13 protein-coding genes are annotated in these 16,694 nt (G+C 56.0%); 7 read left to right on the top strand and 6 right to left on the bottom strand.

Annotated features, from left to right (window positions below):
• Nucleotides 1–91 precede the first annotated feature (91 nt).
• The 3 genes from ACG0Z5_RS10150 to clpS form a co-directional block, all read right to left on the bottom strand.
• The gene (locus ACG0Z5_RS10150; RefSeq protein ID WP_394446949.1) at nt 92–532 is read right to left on the bottom strand and encodes a hypothetical protein; all 441 of its coding nucleotides are present in this window, start codon (nt 530–532) and stop codon (nt 92–94) included.
• Between the two features lie 359 nt (nt 533–891).
• Nucleotides 892–3,168: an ATP-dependent Clp protease ATP-binding subunit ClpA gene (gene clpA, locus ACG0Z5_RS10145; RefSeq protein WP_319629808.1), complete on the bottom strand. Its 2,277-nt coding sequence runs from the start codon at nt 3,166–3,168 to the stop codon at nt 892–894.
• 30 nt (nt 3,169–3,198) lie between these two features.
• Nucleotides 3,199–3,519: an ATP-dependent Clp protease adapter ClpS gene (gene clpS, locus ACG0Z5_RS10140; protein WP_319629807.1), complete on the bottom strand. Its 321-nt coding sequence runs from the start codon at nt 3,517–3,519 to the stop codon at nt 3,199–3,201.
• A gap of 337 nt (nt 3,520–3,856) precedes the next feature.
• Between clpS and cspD the strand changes: the two genes are divergently transcribed.
• Entirely contained in the window at nt 3,857–4,084 is a 228-nt protein-coding gene (cspD, locus tag ACG0Z5_RS10135) for a cold shock-like protein CspD (RefSeq protein WP_319629806.1), read from the top strand.
• 59 nt (nt 4,085–4,143) lie between these two features.
• Here cspD and macB read toward each other — a convergent pair whose 3' ends face one another.
• Nucleotides 4,144–6,087: a macrolide ABC transporter ATP-binding protein/permease MacB gene (macB, locus tag ACG0Z5_RS10130; protein ID WP_394446946.1), complete on the bottom strand. Its 1,944-nt coding sequence runs from the start codon at nt 6,085–6,087 to the stop codon at nt 4,144–4,146.
• On the bottom strand, nt 6,084–7,199 hold the full coding sequence (gene macA / locus ACG0Z5_RS10125; protein WP_394446944.1) for a macrolide transporter subunit MacA: 1,116 nt from the start codon (nt 7,197–7,199) through the stop codon (nt 6,084–6,086). The genes macB and macA overlap by 4 nt, the downstream gene beginning before the upstream one ends.
• A 150-nt stretch (nt 7,200–7,349) precedes the next feature.
• On the opposite strand from macA, the gene ACG0Z5_RS10120 reads away from it, so the two are divergent.
• Nucleotides 7,350–8,306 carry a VirK/YbjX family protein gene (locus ACG0Z5_RS10120; RefSeq protein ID WP_394446942.1) on the top strand — a complete coding sequence of 319 codons (957 nt, stop codon included), beginning with the start codon at nt 7,350–7,352 and terminating at the stop codon, nt 8,304–8,306.
• Here ACG0Z5_RS10120 and ACG0Z5_RS10115 read toward each other — a convergent pair.
• Nucleotides 8,303–9,961 carry an ATP-dependent endonuclease gene (locus ACG0Z5_RS10115; protein WP_394446940.1) on the bottom strand — a complete coding sequence of 553 codons (1,659 nt, stop codon included), beginning with the start codon at nt 9,959–9,961 and terminating at the stop codon, nt 8,303–8,305. The two genes, ACG0Z5_RS10120 and ACG0Z5_RS10115, sit on opposite strands and share 4 nt — an antisense overlap.
• Before the next feature lie 398 nt (nt 9,962–10,359).
• Between ACG0Z5_RS10115 and aqpZ the strand changes: the two genes are divergently transcribed.
• From aqpZ to poxB, 5 genes are all read left to right on the top strand, one after another.
• Nucleotides 10,360–11,055: an aquaporin Z gene (gene aqpZ / locus ACG0Z5_RS10110; protein WP_319629801.1), complete on the top strand. Its 696-nt coding sequence runs from the start codon at nt 10,360–10,362 to the stop codon at nt 11,053–11,055.
• A gap of 125 nt (nt 11,056–11,180) precedes the next feature.
• Nucleotides 11,181–12,080, top strand: a complete 900-nt coding sequence (locus ACG0Z5_RS10105; RefSeq protein WP_394446937.1) for a lysine exporter LysO family protein — start codon at nt 11,181–11,183, stop codon at nt 12,078–12,080.
• A gap of 146 nt (nt 12,081–12,226) precedes the next feature.
• Nucleotides 12,227–13,879, top strand: coding sequence for a hydroxylamine reductase (gene hcp, locus ACG0Z5_RS10100; RefSeq protein ID WP_394446935.1), 1,653 nt, complete (start codon nt 12,227–12,229; stop codon nt 13,877–13,879).
• Nucleotides 13,880–13,889: 10 nt separating this feature from the next.
• Nucleotides 13,890–14,858 carry an NADH oxidoreductase gene (hcr, locus tag ACG0Z5_RS10095; RefSeq protein WP_394446933.1) on the top strand — a complete coding sequence of 323 codons (969 nt, stop codon included), beginning with the start codon at nt 13,890–13,892 and terminating at the stop codon, nt 14,856–14,858.
• A gap of 85 nt (nt 14,859–14,943) precedes the next feature.
• A complete protein-coding gene (gene poxB, locus ACG0Z5_RS10090) occupies nt 14,944–16,662 on the top strand; it encodes a ubiquinone-dependent pyruvate dehydrogenase (protein ID WP_394446931.1) in 1,719 nt (572 codons plus the stop codon).
• Nucleotides 16,663–16,694 lie beyond the last annotated feature (32 nt).

Here is a 16,694-nt window from a genome sequence, read left to right as displayed (position 1 = left end):
CATATTACAAAACGTGCAAAAAAAAGGGTTTGCAGACTCAGGGATATAATCGGTCATACGCCGGGAACATGCCCCGGCGTGAATGCCTTATTTAAGCAGTTTGTGGCTCTGAGGAAAGAAAACGAGGGGCTTTGAGTTCGTCACCCATATAGCAAACCAGATCGTGCAGTAGCCCGGCGGTCGTTGCCGCGTCGGCTTTATCTGTGGTTTGCAGCAGTGAGTACGCCGTCACCATGCAATAATCGCACTGCGTATCGGAGTCGACTAACAGCCAGTCTTTCGTTTCCGGCGGCATTTCATCCACGGTCAGTTCAATAATACGCAGATCGCTCAATGTCTCATTGAGCGCCGGTTTCAGGGCATCAAGGTAAGCAATCAGGCAGCGACATACCGGCTGGTATTGTTCGATGGTTCTGCAGTCGAGAAGAATTTGCGCCAGTAGCTCGCAGCGCTCCGCAAGATCGATAACATCGGGAGTGCCGAAATTAAGCTCACTGTACAGTTCTGGGATAATGTCTTGCGTATTTTCCATCAGTTAGAGTCCTTAACAATGCCGAAATCCAATGACAAAATATTTGTCATTTTTCCCGTGTATGTTCAGGACGCCAATCCCGGCACCTGATTTTGCAGGTGCGTCGCAACGTTACCACTGTTTTTATGTCCAGCGAGATCATCATTAACATTCTGGAAAGCTGCTCGCAAAATTTCGCTTAAGGCACATAAATCACGCTTGCGCCTGGGTCTGGCTCGCCCCCTGGGTGTTGTTGCCTGATGGCGCTGGCGCTTATCAGGCCTACAAAATCTTAAGGCATAAAAAAACCGGGCTTTCGCCCGGTTCGGTTTCATAACCTGATCGTAGGCCCGGCAAGCAAGCGCTGCCGGGCGGGAGGCTTAGTGCGCCGCTTCCGCTTTGCGCTTCTGCGCCGCCTGGAAGTCATAGGTCAGCGCATTGGCTTCGGCATCGAGCGCGACGGTCACCTGACCGCCGTCGACAAGTGAACCAAACAGCAGTTCGTTGGCGAGCGGTTTTTTCAGGTTGTCCTGAATGACGCGCACCATTGGACGCGCCCCCATCGCACGGTCGTAGCCTTTCTCTGCCAGCCAGTTGCGGGCTTCCTGACTGACTTCCAGCGATACGCCTTTCTGATCCAGCTGCACCTGAAGTTCGACGATGAACTTGTCGACAACCTGATGGATAACCTCGGTCGACAAATGATCGAACCAGATGATGTTGTCCAGACGGTTACGGAATTCCGGCGTGAAGATTTTTTTAATCTCTTCCATCGCATCGGTGCTGTTATCCTGGTGGATCAGGCCGATGGATTTACGCTCGGTTTCACGCACCCCGGCGTTGGTGGTCATCACCAGCACCACGTTGCGGAAGTCTGCCTTGCGGCCGTTGTTATCGGTCAGCGTGCCGTTGTCCATCACCTGCAACAGCAGGTTGAAGACGTCCGGGTGCGCTTTCTCGATTTCATCCAGCAGCAGTACCGCGTGCGGATGTTTAATCACCGCATCGGTCAGCAGACCGCCCTGATCAAAGCCCACGTAGCCCGGAGGCGCACCAATCAGGCGACTGACGGTGTGGCGCTCCATGTACTCCGACATATCGAAACGCAGCAGCTCAATGCCGAGCGCTTTCGACAGCTGCACGGTGACTTCGGTTTTCCCGACCCCGGTTGGCCCGGCGAACAGGAAGGAACCGACCGGCTTATGATCCTGGCCCAGCCCTGCCCGACTCATCTTGATGGCTTCGGTTAAGGCCTCGATGGCTTTATCCTGACCAAAGACCAGCATTTTCAGGCGGTCGCCGAGATTTTTCAGGGTATCTCTGTCGCTCTGCGAGACGCTTTTCTCCGGGATACGCGCAATGCGCGCCACCACGGTTTCAATGTCCGCAACGTTGATCGTTTTCTTGCGTTTGCTGATTGGCATCAAACGCGCACGCGCGCCCGCTTCATCAATCACGTCTATCGCTTTGTCCGGCAAATGACGGTCGTTAATGTATTTCACCGCCAGCTCCACCGCCGCACGTACCGCTTTAGCGGTGTAACGCACGTCGTGGTGCGCTTCATACTTCGGCTTCAGCCCGTTGATAATCTGCACGGTCTCTTCCACTGACGGCTCAGTAATATCAATTTTCTGGAAGCGACGCGCGAGGGCACGGTCTTTTTCGAAAATATTGCTGAATTCCTGATAGGTCGTGGAACCGATCACCCGGATTTTGCCGCTGGAGAGCAGCGGTTTGATCAGGTTTGCCGCATCCACCTGGCCGCCCGACGCCGCACCCGCACCGATAATGGTGTGGATCTCGTCGATAAACAGGATGCTGTTGGTATCCTGCTCCAGCTGTTTGAGCAGCGCTTTGAAGCGTTTTTCAAAATCACCACGATATTTGGTGCCCGCTAACAGCGAGCCAATATCCAGCGAATAAAGGGTGCAATCGGCGATCACTTCCGGCACGTCGCCCTGCACAATACGCCAGGCGAGGCCTTCCGCAATCGCGGTTTTACCGACGCCGGACTCACCGACCAGCAGCGGGTTATTTTTACGACGACGGCATAGGACCTGAATGGCGCGTTCCAGCTCTTTATCGCGACCAATCAGCGGGTCGATGCCGCCTACGCGAGCAAGCTGATTCAGATTGGTGGTGAAGTTTTCCATACGATCCTCCCCGCCTGCTTGCTCTTCAGTGTTCGGTTGGCTTCCGGAATCGGAAGACTGGCTCGGCTCGTCTTTACGCGTGCCGTGGGAGATGAAGTTCACCACATCGAGACGGCTGACTTCGTGCTTACGCAGCAGATAGGCTGCCTGGGATTCCTGCTCGCTGAAGATGGCCACCAGCACATTCGCCCCGGTGACTTCGCTGCGACCGGACGATTGAACGTGGAATACGGCACGCTGTAATACGCGCTGGAAGCTGAGCGTCGGCTGAGTGTCGCGCTCTTCTTCGCTGGCAGGCAGTACCGGCGTGGTCTGTTCGATGAAGGCTTCGAGTTCCTGACGCAGCGCCACCAGATCCACGGAGCAGGCTTCCAGCGCTTCGCGGGCAGATGGGTTGCTGAGCAGAGCCAGCAACAGATGCTCGACGGTCATAAACTCATGACGGTGCTCGCGCGCTCTGGCGAAAGCCATGTTTAAACTGAGTTCCAGTTCTTGATTGAGCATAGGCACCTCCCCCAATTTGAATGCCTGAAATCAGGCCTGTTCCAGCGTACACAACAACGGATGCTCGTTCTCCTTGGCGTACAGGTTCACCATCGCAACTTTGGTTTCGGCGACTTCCGCGGTAAACACCCCGCAAATCGCTTTCCCCTGATAGTGAACGGCGAGCATCAGTTGCGTTGCACGTTCTACATCATAAGAAAAGAATTTCTGTAACACGTCAATAACAAACTCCATCGGCGTGTAATCATCATTGAGCAAAATCACTTTATACATCGACGGCGGCTGTAGCGCGTCGCGCACTTTGTCTTCTGCAAGCTGGTCAAAATCCAGCCAATCTCGCGTCTTACCCATTGTCAGTGTTCATCTTCGGTTGCCGCTCCGGCGGGACACATCCCGTCGGCTTCCCAGAGCGAGTTCTCATGAATCTACAGTAAAGCGTAGATAACTATCCTCTATTACTGCCATTCGCCATTCCTGCTATTCGCGACTTTCGTCACATTCCTTGCAATAGCGTTAACTGCTTCAAATTTTGGTGCATTTTTCACCGAACTTCGTTAACTGTCGCTTGACGCGTTGCCTGATTTATCTAAATTGTACAAGCGAGAGTTGGCGAGGTTTTGAACAGCCTGCCGATTTCACCACCGGTTCTTTCCATCTGATTATAAAGATTCTCGAAGGATGTCGATGTATGGAAATGGGTACTGTTAAGTGGTTCAACAATGCTAAAGGGTTCGGCTTCATCTGCCCTGAAGGCGGCGGCGAAGATATCTTCGCGCATTACTCCACCATCCAGATGGATGGCTACAGAACGTTAAAAGCCGGACAGCCCGTTCGGTTTGATGTCCATCAGGGACCCAAAGGCAACCACGCTAGCGTGATTGTTCCTGTCGAGGCTGAAGCCGCCGCAGTTGCGTAACGCTTACGCTTTATTGTGTACCAAAATGCCAGTCCTGACGACTGGCATTTTTCTGTCTTTTATTCACGCGCCAGGGCATCGACCGGGTCTAGCCGGGCCGCATTCCGCGCCGGTAACCAGCCGAACAGCACCCCGGTCAGCGTCGAACAGATAAACGCCATCACCAGTGCCAGCGGGGAAAAACCAATGCCCCAGTCCGGCAGGAATAACTGTAAGGTGAAGGCGATAATCAGCGAAAGGCTCACGCCCAACGCCCCGCCCACCAGGCACACCAGCACCGCCTCAATCAAAAACTGTTGCAGCACATCGCTGGCTCGCGCCCCGACCGCCATTCGAATACCGATTTCCCGGGTCCGCTCGGTGACCGACACCAGCATGATATTCATCACCCCGATGCCTCCAACCACCAGCGAGATTATCGCCACCAGCGTTAAGAACAACTGTAGTGTATGTGTGGTCCGCTCGGCGGTTTTCAAGATGCTGTCCATATTCCAGGTGAAGAAATCCTTCTTCCCATGGCGCAAACTGAGCAGTCGGGTCAGCTGTTGATCCGCCAGGGAACTGTCGTAGCCTTCGTTGACCCGCACCGTGATTGAGTTCAGCCATGACTGGCCCATCACCCGTCCGGCCATGGTGGTATACGGCAGCCAGACGCGCAGAATTTTACTGCTGCCAAACATCGACTGTTTCTCATCCGCCACGCCGATCACCGTAGCGGGCGTGTTGCCCACCAGCAGAATTTCGCCGACCACGTTGGCTTTGTTCGGGTACAGCTGGCGACGGGTGTTGCTGTCGAGCACCACCACCTGCGCCCGGCCGTTGAGCTGTACCTCATTGAAAGTGTTGCCTTCGCTGAAGGTCATGCCGTAGACGTTAAAGTACTGCGCGCCTACGCCTTCAACGCTTGCCGACACATCAGTATTACCCACCCGCAAACGCAGGCTTTTTGAGATGGCGGGCGTCGCCGAACGCACCCACGGCTGTTTTTGGATAGCCAGCAGATCGTCATATTTCAGCGCCTGCTGATACTGCGGGTCGTCGTCGCCAAAATCTTTACCGGGATAGACGTCGATGGTGTTGGTGCCAATCGCACGGATATCCGCCAGCACCATCTGTTTGGCAGCATCTCCGACCACCACAATCGACACCACCGAGGTAATGCCGATGATGATCCCGAGCATGGTTAACAGGGTGCGCATTTTATTGGCGGCCATTGCCAGCCACGCCATGGTTAATGCTTCGCGAAAACCGCTGACAAACTGCCGCCAGCCGGTGATTTCCACCGCCGCTGCGATTTTCGCCGCCCCCGGTACGGCCGTTTTCGGCGGGGGATTACTGATAATTTCCCCGTCGCGAATCTCTATAATCCGCTCGGCCTGCACCGCCACCGCCGGATCGTGGGTCACAATAATTACCGTATGGCCCTGCGATTTTAGCTGATGCAGGATAGCCATCACTTCCTCGCCGGAATGGGTATCCAGCGCCCCGGTCGGTTCATCGGCCAGAATAACCTGTCCGCCGTTCATCAGCGCCCGGGCGATACTCACCCGCTGCTGCTGGCCGCCGGAAAGTTGTGACGGCTGATACTCCACGCGATCGCCCAACCCGAGCCGCTGTAACAGCTGCTGCGCACGTTCCAGACGGCGCTTGCGCTCGGTGCCCGCATACACCGCTGGCACTTCTACGTTTTGCGCGGCGGTCAAATGCGACAGCAGATGGTAGCGCTGGAAGATAAAGCCAAAGTGCTCCCGACGCAGACGGGCCAGCGCATCACCGCTCAGCGTCGCCACGTCGGTACCCGCCACGCGGTAGGTGCCGCTGGTGGGTTTATCAAGACAGCCGAGAATGTTCATCAGCGTCGATTTTCCGGAGCCGGACGCCCCGACGATCGCCACCATTTCCCCGGCATTGATGCTGAGCGTGATGCCCTTCAGCACCTCCACGCTCTGCTCCCCGGACGGATAGCTTCGACGAATATCGCTCAGCTCAAGCAGCGCCGTCATTTCGCCGCTCCGGGTTTGCCCTCGCCGGTAATCACTTCGTCGCCCTCTGCCAGCCCTTGCACCACTTCAACGTCGGTGTCGTTGCGCGTACCGATGGTCACTTCGCGCTCTTTCACCTCGCCATTACGCAGCAGGCGCACGTTGTAACGATTATCTCCAACCGCATCGCCGAGTGCCGAGAGCGGGATGGTCAGCACGTTGTTGACCCCGGAAAGTTGAATATGCACCTGAGCCGTCATTTCCAGGCGCAGGACGCCCTGCGGGTTAGGCACTTCAAAACGGGCATAGTAAAAGATGGCATCGTTGACCTTCTCCGGTGTCGGCAGAATGTCTTTCAGGGTGCCTTCATAGCGGGTGAGCGGATCGCCTAACACCGTGAACCAGGCTTTCTGCCCCGGTTTAAGATGAATAACGTCGGCCTCAGACACCTGCGCTTTTACCAGCATGGTGCTGAGATCGGCCAGGGTCAGAATGTTTGGTGCCTGCTGCGCGGCGATCACCGTCTGGCCTTGCAGGGTGGTGATCTGCGTTACTTCCCCGGCCATTGGGGCCAAAATTCGGGTGTAATCGAGGTTGGTTTTGGCGGTGTCGAGCGTCGCCTGATTGCGCTTAATCTGTGCATCAATGGTGCCAATCTGCGCGTCTTTTACCGCCACGTCGGTGGCGGTGGTATCGAGGTCCTGGCGCGAAATCAGCTGCGTTTTTGCCAGTTGCAGATTACGGGCATAGGTCACCTGCGCGAGCTTACGTTCTGCCACCGCCTGTAAGCGCTGAGCGCGTAGCTCCATCAGCGTGGCTTCCACTTCTTTAATCTGGTTTTGTGCCTGTTCAGGGTCGATGACCCCCAACAGTTGGTCTTTCTTCACCTTATCGCCAATCGCCACCGACAGCGTTTTCAACTGGCCGCTGACCTGTGCCCCGACGTCAACCTTACGCAGGGCATCGAGTTTCCCGGTCGCCAGCACGCTCTGTTGCAGGTCGCTTTTGCGGACGATCAGCGTCTGATAACTCGGCAGCGGCGCATTCAGCGTCCGCCATAACCAGACCCCGCCCAGCAGCACTAACACCGCCAGAATCAGGTAACCTTTTTTACGTTTTCCCTTCAGCTTCATAAAAATCCCGAATGTTTGTCTTCTGTCGTTGATTGTATCTAAACATTTCCTCAACGAAACCCTATCTTTCAGTGAAGCGCCCGGCTCGTTGTGCCGACGTTGAAGAAGCCGTTGATAAAGTCGGCTTTTCAATCCGGCAAGGCTCTCCATATGTCACTCAACGCAGAACTTTCTTATTCAGAACAACCGACCCCAAAAACCGGCTGGCAACTGTTTCGCCTGTTGAGTAGCGGCCAACTGATGCCGGGGCTGGCGTGGAAAAATCCGGCCTATCGCCGCAAGTTTATTCTGCGTTCACTGGCGACCCCCTTCACGACGGCCACCCTACTCTCACGCCTGGCAGCGCAGCCGCAACTGCGTGAGATGTTACAGGTGCAACCGGGTTTACCGTGCCGCCTGCATCGCCCATGGCTGTCAATGAACATGCCGCGTCAGAATGCTGCGCAGGCGCTTATGTCACACTATGAAATCATGGCCGAGCACCTGCCAACGCCAGTGATGAATGCCTGGCTGAGCCGCCGGGGCGTCACGCTCGCGACCCTGACCGGGCGTGATGAGCAGGTCTTTAGCATCCGCCTGCTTTGCGATGCGTTTCTCGACAAAGAAGGCGAAGCGACGCTGGTGTTCACCGATGCGAAAAATACCGTGCTGGCCGAGCTTACTTTTACCTTATGTGAGTTCAACGGCAAGCAAACGATGTACATCGGCGGAATGCAGGGTGCGAAATCGCACGTCCCGCACGAGCTGATACAGGGCGCGACCAAATCCTGTAACGGGCTGTTCCCGAAACGTCTGCTGGTAGAAACCGCGATGGTGATGGGTCAGTTGATGAGGACTGAAGTCATTCGCGCGGTCAGTAATGAAACGCATATCTATCGCAGCGTTCGCTACCGTCGTAAAAAACAGGACAAGCTGCATGCGGATTACAACAGCTTCTGGGAATCACTCGGCGGTAACCTCGATGCCAACGGTGATTATCTGCTGCCGCTGACCATGCCGCGCAAGCCGATGGAAGAGATTGCCAGCAAAAAGCGGTCTGAATACCGTCGTCGTTATGAGCTGCTCGACGGCCTGCAGGCGCAGACCGTCACGGTGTGCCAGCGCTAATCTGCCCGCCCGCGTGCCAACCACAGCACGCGGGAAAACATCTTACGCAGCAGCGTAGGAACGGCTTCCACGCCGCGTCGCCCCGCCTCCATCGCCACCTCAATGGCCAGATCCGGTTTTGACGATCGGTGAATCGCCTTGATGATCACCCGCCGCATATTCATCGGGATCCCTTCCGGAATTTGCGCCACCCGGTGATAAACATCATCGAAGCCCTGGCGATACATAAAATGCTCCATATCCAACGCCGGAAGCGTGGTCAAATGCTGACGCTCCAGCTCCCGGTCGTTATTCAGTAGGCCGCGCACCGTGGCGGCGTACTTTTTCCCGGCCTCGTCGCCATCAACCAGCACATGCCATTCAATGCCCATCCGCCGGGCGAACTTGATCAGCGGTTTAAGGCCTGACTGCGCGAACTCGATAACTTTAATCCCTTCGGCATCAAAGTGATGACCGCACTGACGCGCCAGCTCGTTGATCACCCAGGTTTCGGTCTCGCCCTCTACCAGCAGCCAGCAGCGGGCAAACAGTGATGACGCGCGGTTAAAGCGAATATGAAACGCGATGCGCCGCCCGTCCTCCGCGCTCAGGCCGTCCGGCCCCAGACGCCAGGTGGCAACCCGGGAGGAGTCACGCACCAGACGGCAGACATGTTCTACCGGGGTCATCGACAGCAGTTCGCCGGAATTGGTGGTGGTGATGCGCTGGAGCGGCAACAGGTTGAGCAGATTCCAGGCCACCGACAGCATAATCGGATGCAGCCGGGTCTCCGGATCTTCCACCAACAGCAGCGGGCGCGCGTCTTTATCGAGCCGCACCGTGCCTTTGGCCTGCAGCAGCGTTGAGAAAAGCCCGAGCAGGATCACCCGATGGCTGCGTCCGCCCGGTTTGTCGATCATCCGGTTGATGATATCCAGGTAACGCCAGCTGCGCTGCTCGTCATGGGATCGACGCCGCATCAGACGATGGCGAGATTGTGCGGTGCCCTGTTCGGAAAAATAGTGTTCCAGCAGTTGCACCATCGCCGACAAGCCCTGGCGTATCTGTCCATCGGACAAATTTTGCGGGCTGGTGACCAACTCGCGGGAGAGAAAATCGAGCTGACGGGCGGTGATTTCGACGTCCGGCACGTTCGGCACCGTGCCGTTACGAATCCGGCGCATAAAGCGGGCATCACGCAGACGAAGCACCGGCATCAGGCGCACCAGATGCTGCGCCTGAGTATCGATATCCTTCAGCGGCAGTGGACGGCCATTGCCATCAATAAAGCTGCGCAGCGTCATCACGCTGCCGTCTTCTGCCAGTTCGCCTTCCAGCCGGTAATGAATGCGCTGATACTCGTCCGTACCCGGCACCCAACACGCTTCCAGTGGGCGATAGCGGCGCACGCGATGGCGGCCAGGCTCCAGCTCGCGGAAGGTGAGGATAATATGCAGATGGTGTTCGCGGCCCAGTATGTCCCCCGGCGGGAACCAGAAGTCTTCGCGCACAAAATGGTAGAGCTCAGATTCAGGCGACAGCAACAGGGTCAGTGCATCCAGCAGGCTGGATTTACCCCATGCATTTTCGCCGATTAAGACATTGTTCTGTTCCAGCATCAACGATAAGCGGTTGATGCCGCGAAAGCCCACGATTTCCACTCTTTCGAGAAGCATACGCCCTCCACCTGAAAAGTTCCCTTTCGTTAACAGGAGTATAGCGGCAGGCGTCTGGCGGTGATACCTGAAACAAAGTCAAGTGATGACAAAAAATGTCCGTGATACTTACCAACTGAAACTAATAGCGAATCAATTAATAACGCTTGGCGTTAAATTTATTCTTACACCAGATTTGACTGGCGAAAAATAATCTATACTCATTTTACCTCAACCAAGTACAAGGAATGACCAGACATTAACTTAAATCAATAGTAGTGGCTTTATTTCACTGGTGAAGGGACGACGTTAGTTCTTAAAATAACGGTTCTAAAATATGTCGTCTTCCCTTTGTGGCGATAAATAATGTCCGGTGCAGGATTTCCTGACACCGTCACTGTTATTTCTTTGAGGTGGTTATGTTCAGAAAACTGGCAGCAGAATGCTTTGGTACATTCTGGCTTGTATTTGGTGGTTGCGGTAGCGCAGTGCTGGCGGCAGGTTTCCCGGAATTAGGTATTGGTTTCGCGGGCGTGGCACTGGCATTCGGTTTAACCGTGCTGACGATGGCTTATGCTGTCGGCCATATTTCCGGCGGTCATTTTAACCCAGCGGTGACCTTAGGTCTGTGGGCTGGCGGTCGTTTCCCGGCTAAAGATATTATTGGTTATATTGTGGCTCAGCTCATCGGCGGCATTATTGCTGCGGCAATTCTGTATCTGATTGCCAGCGGTAAAACCGGCTTTGACGCGGCGGCAAGTGGTTTCGCCTCTAACGGTTTCGGCGAGCACTCCCCGGGCGGCTATTCCATGCTGTCTGCTATCGTGATTGAAATCGTGCTGACCTGTGGCTTCCTGCTGGTTATCCTCGGTGCAACCGATAAACATGCTCCGGCGGGCTTCGCTCCTATTGCCATCGGCCTGGCGCTGACCCTGATCCACCTGATCAGCATCCCGGTAACCAACACCTCTGTGAACCCGGCGCGTAGCACCGCGGTAGCTATTTTCCAGGGTGGCTGGGCACTGCAGCAGCTGTGGCTGTTCTGGGCGATGCCAATCATCGGCGGCATCCTCGGCGGCGTGCTGTACCGCACTCTGCTGGAAAAACGCGATTAATCAGTACTGATTTTTCTAAAGGCCTGGCGCTGCCGGGCCTTTTCTTTTTTCTGCCCGCTTTACTCCCCTCTGCGGTTTCGGTAGTGTCAGGTGCGCTTTTGACACTATTAAGGACCTGACCGTTCATGTTTTCGGGACTGCTGATTATTCTTGTGCCGCTGATTGCCGGCTATCTGATTCCACTGCGTCACCGTTCTGCCCTGCAGTTGATTAACCGCCTGCTGAGCTGGATTGTTTACGTTATTCTGTTTTTCATGGGCATCAGCCTGGCCTTTCTGGATAATCTCTCCAGTAATCTTCTTGCCATATTTCATTATTCAGCGGTCAGCATTGTGGTTATTCTGCTGTGCAATATTATTGCCCTGCTGTGGCTCGAACGAACGCTCCCGTGGCGCCATAATCATCAGCAGGAGAAATTACCCTCACGAATTGCAATGGCTCTGGAATCATTGCAGCTGTGCGGCGTGGTATTACTCGGATTCCTGTTGGGGCTTACCGGTTGGCCCATTTTGCAGCACGCCACCGAAGCCAGCGAATATACCCTGATCTTCCTTTTATTCCTGATCGGTATCCAACTGCGAAACAATGGAATGACCCTGAAGCAGATTGTCCTTAATCGCCGGGGAATGATTGTGGCAGTGGTTGTGGCGCTGAGTTCACTGGTTGCCGGGGTGATTAACGCCTTTATTCTCGACCTGCCGCTGAAAACTGGCCTGGCAATGGCCTCCGGGTTTGGCTGGTATTCACTGTCCGGTATTTTACTGACCGAATCTTTCGGGCCGGTGATTGGCAGCGCCGCCTTCTTTAACGATCTGGCACGTGAACTGATTGCTATTATGCTGATTCCGGGTCTGGTCCTGCGCCATCGCTCCACCGCCTTGGGGATTTGCGGGGCGACCTCGATGGACTTCACCCTGCCGGTATTACAACGTTCCGGCGGTGTGGAAATAGTGCCTGCGGCCATCGTGCATGGCTTTATTCTGAGCCTGCTGGTGCCGCTGCTGATGGCCTTTTTCTCCGCCTAACCTACCTCTCTGGCGGTAGGTCTCCTGCCGCCAAAATTGCGTTAAATCAATCTCCCGCTAAGTTGCCTGACAATTCTCTTTTCAGCACTGCATCACAGGCTTACCCTTAAACATGTATTTTATATATAACTTTAAAAGGTGTGACCATGTTCTGTGTGCAATGTGAACAAACCATTCGTACTCCGGCCGGAAACGGCTGTGCTTACGCCCAGGGAATGTGCGGCAAAACAGCGCAAACCTCTGACCTTCAGGATCTACTGATTGCCACTTTGCAGGGGCTGTCAGCCTGGGCGGTGAAAGCCCGCGAGTTGGGCATCATCAGCCATGACGTCGACAGTTTCGCCCCGCGCGCCTTCTTCTCCACCCTCACCAACGTCAACTTTGATTCCCCTCGCATCGTGGGCTACGCCCGTGAGGCCATCGCCCTGCGCGAATCATTGAAAGCGCAATGCCTGGCGAAAGATGCCCATGCCGCCGTGGATAACCCGATGGTGGGTTTGCAACTGGTGAGCGATGATCTCGGTGAGTTACAGCGCCAGGCCGAAATGTTCACCCCGAACAAAGACAAAGCCGCTATCGGGGACAACATTCTTGGCCTGCGTTTACTGTGCCTGTACGGCCTGAAAGGCGCGGCGGCGTATATGGAACACGCCCACGTGCTCGGCCAGTACGATAACGAGATTTACGCTCAGTACCATAAAATCATGGCCTGGCTCGGCACCTGGCCTGCGGACATGAATGCCCTGCTGGAATGCTCGATGGAAATCGGCCAGATGAACTTTAAGGTGATGAGTATTCTGGACGCGGGCGAAACCAACGCCTATGGGCATCCGACGCCGACGCAGGTCAACGTCAAAGCGGTGGCGGGCAAAGCGATTTTGATCTCCGGTCACGACCTGAAAGATCTCTACAATCTGCTGCTGCAAACTGAAGGCACCGGGGTGAATGTCTATACCCACGGCGAAATGCTGCCTGCACATGGCTATCCGGAACTGCGTAAATTCAAACATCTGGTCGGCAACTACGGTAGCGGTTGGCAGAACCAGCAGGTGGAATTTGCCCGTTTCCCGGGCCCGGTGGTGATGACCTCCAACTGCATTATCGACCCGACCGTGGGCGATTATGACCAGCGCATCTGGACCCGCAGCATCGTCGGCTGGCCAAACGTCAGCCATCTTGAAGGGGATGATTTCACCCCGGTGATTGAACAGGCGCAACGGCTGGCAGGCTTCCCGTATAGCGAAATCGAGCACCTGATCACCGTCGGCTTTGGCCGTCAGACGCTGCTCGGCGCGGCGGATACGCTGATTGATTTGGTCAGCCGTGAAAAATTGCGTCACATCTTCCTCGTGGGCGGCTGTGATGGCGAACGTACCGAACGGAGCTATTTCACCGATTTCGCTACCAGCGTGCCGGACGACTGCCTGGTGATGACCCTGGCCTGTGGGAAATACCGCTTCAATAAACTGGATTTCGGCGACATTGAAGGCCTGCCGCGTCTGGTGGACGCCGGACAGTGTAACGACGCCTACTCGGCAATTATCCTGGCGGTGACCCTGGCTGAAAAACTGGGCTGCGGAGTGAATGACCTGCCGCTGTCGCTGGTGCTGTCGTGGTTCGAACAGAAGGCCATTGTTATCCTCCTGACCCTGCTGTCGCTTGGCGTGAAAAACATCGTCACTGGCCCTACCGCCCCGGGCTTCCTGACCCCTGATCTGTTGGCGGTGCTGAACGACAAGTTTGGCCTGCGCGCTATTACCACCGTTGAGCAGGACTTACAGCAGATGCTGTGCGCGTAAGGAGACCACAATGACTATGCCCACTTCTCAATGCCCGTGGCGGATGCAGGTGCATCACATTCAGCAGGAAACCCCGGATGTGTGGACCCTGTCGCTGCTGTGCCACGACCATTATCCCTATCGCGCCGGGCAATATGCGCTGGTCAGTATTCGCCATACGGCGGATACGTTGCGCGCCTACACCCTGTCGTCTACGCCCGGCGTGAGCGAATACATCACGCTGACCGTGCGGCGAATTGATGACGGAAAAGGGTCCGAATGGCTGACGCGCGAAGTGAAACGCGGCGACTATCTGTGGCTGTCGGATGCGCAAGGGGAATTCACCTGCGACGATAAACCTGGCGATAAGATGCTATTGCTGGCGGCAGGCTGCGGCGTCACGCCGGTGATGTCGATGCGTCGCTGGCTGGCAAAATATCGCCCGGACACCGACGTTCAGGTAATTTTTAGCGTGCGTTCACCCGAAGATGTGATTTTTGCCGACGAATGGCGGCAGTATCCGGTGACCTTGGTCGCAGAGCATAACGCCGCCCACGGGTTTGTCGCCGGACGGCTCAGCCCCTCGTTACTCGAAAGCGTGCCTGACCTCGCGCAGCGCACGGTGATGACCTGCGGTCCGGCGCCCTACATGGACTGGGTGGAAGAAAATGTGAAGCGGCTCGGCGTGATGCGTTTCTACAAAGAACAATTCTTCACCCCGGTGGCGGAAGCGGCAACCAATGGGCTGAAAATCAGCACTCTGCAACCGGCGAAAGCATTTTATGCGCCGGTCGGGACCACGCTGCTGGAGGCGCTGGAAAGCAATCGCGTGGCGGTCAACGCTGCCTGTCGCGCGGGGGTTTGCGGCTGCTGCAAAACCCGAGTGGTCAGCGGGGAGTACCGTGTCACCAGCACCATGACGCTAACTGAGGAAGAGCAGAAGCAGGGTTACGTGCTGGCCTGCTCCTGCCATCCGCAAAGCGATTTGGTTCTGGCCTGACTGCTGACCTGATTAATCGCACCGGGCACACCAGTGAGTTTCATCTAAGCTTGTAAGCGGTATCACAAAAAGGAGATGGAATCCTATGAAACAAACAGTGGCTTCTTACATTGCGAAAACGCTTGAACAAGCCGGGGTAAAACGAATCTGGGGTGTGACGGGTGACTCCCTGAACGGGCTGAGTGACAGCCTGAACCGCATGGGCACCATCGAATGGATGCCGACGCGCCATGAAGAAGTGGCCGCCTTTGCCGCCGGGGCTGAAGCCCAGCTAACCGGCGAACTGGCGGTCTGCGCCGGTTCCTGTGGGCCGGGCAACCTGCATTTGATTAACGGCCTGTTTGACTGTCACCGCAACCACGTCCCGGTCGTGGCGATCGCCGCCCACATTCCGTCCAGCGAAATTGGCAGCGGTTATTTTCAGGAAACCCATCCGCAGGAGCTGTTCCGCGAATGCAGCCATTACTGCGAGCTGGTTTCTTCCCCGGAGCAAATCCCGCAGGTGTTGGCGATTGCGATGCGCAAAGCGGTGCTTAACCGTGGGGTGTCGGTGATTGTGCTCCCGGGAGATGTCGCGCTCAAAGCGGCCCCGGAAAGCGCCAGCTCCCACTGGTATCACGCCCCACAGCCGGTGGTCGTGCCGGAAATGGAAGAGCTGCGTAAGCTGGCCCAACTGCTGCGCTACTCGAACAATATTGCCCTCCTGTGCGGCAGCGGCTGTGCCGGGGCGCATAAAGAGCTGCTGGAATTTGCCGGGAAGCTGAAATCACCGATTGTCCACGCCATGCGTGGCAAAGAGCATGTCGAATATGACAACCCCTACGACGTCGGCATGACAGGGCTTATCGGCTTCTCATCCGGGTTCCACACCATGATGAACGCCGACACGCTGGTGCTGCTCGGCACTCAGTTCCCGTATCGCCCGTTCTACCCCAGCGATGCCAAAATTATTCAGATAGACATCAACCCGGCCAGCATCGGGGCGCACAGTAAGGTAGACATGGCGCTGGTCGGCGACATTAAAGCCACGCTCGCGACGCTTATCCCGCTGCTGGAAGAGAAAACCGACCGGGCGTTTCTCGATAAAGCGCTGGAGCATTACCGCGACGCGCGTAAAGGGCTCGACGACCTCGCGAAACCCAGCGACAAAGCCATTCATCCGCAGTATCTGGCCCAGCAAATCAGCCACTTCGCCGACGATGACGCGATTTTCACCTGCGATGTCGGCACCCCGACGGTATGGGCCGCGCGTTATCTGAAGATGAACGGCAAACGCCGCCTGCTCGGCTCGTTCAACCACGGGTCGATGGCCAACGCCATGCCGCAGGCGCTGGGGGCGAAAGCGACAATGCCGGACCGCCAGGTGGTGGCGATGTGCGGCGACGGCGGCTTCAGTATGTTGATGGGCGACTTCCTGTCGGTGGCGCAGCTTAAACTGCCGCTGAAAATCGTGGTCTTTAACAATAGCGTGCTCGGCTTCGTGGCGATGGAAATGAAAGCCGGAGGCTATCTGACCGACGGCACCGAACTGCACGACACCAACTTTGCGCGCATCGCCGAAGCCTGCGGTATCACCGGCATTCGGGTGGAGAAAGCCGCAGATCTCGATGAAGCGCTGCAACAGGCCTTCAGCACCGACGGGCCGGTACTGGTCGACGTGGTGGTGGCGAAAGATGAATTAGCCATTCCACCGCAGATTAAACTTGAGCAGGCCAAAGGATTTAGCCTGTATATGTTGCGCGCGATCATCAGCGGACGCGGGGATGAGGTTATCGAACTGGCGAAAACCAACTGGCTCAGGTAAAAAGAGAGGCATAACCCTGATGGAAAAAAGGA

The organism is Scandinavium sp. M-37 (assembly GCF_043558715.1).
Classification (GTDB): Bacteria; Pseudomonadota; Gammaproteobacteria; order Enterobacterales; family Enterobacteriaceae; genus Scandinavium; species Scandinavium vulneris_A.
The sequence above is the reverse complement of the archived record's forward strand: the minus strand, read 5'-3'. Positions and strand labels throughout refer to the sequence as shown.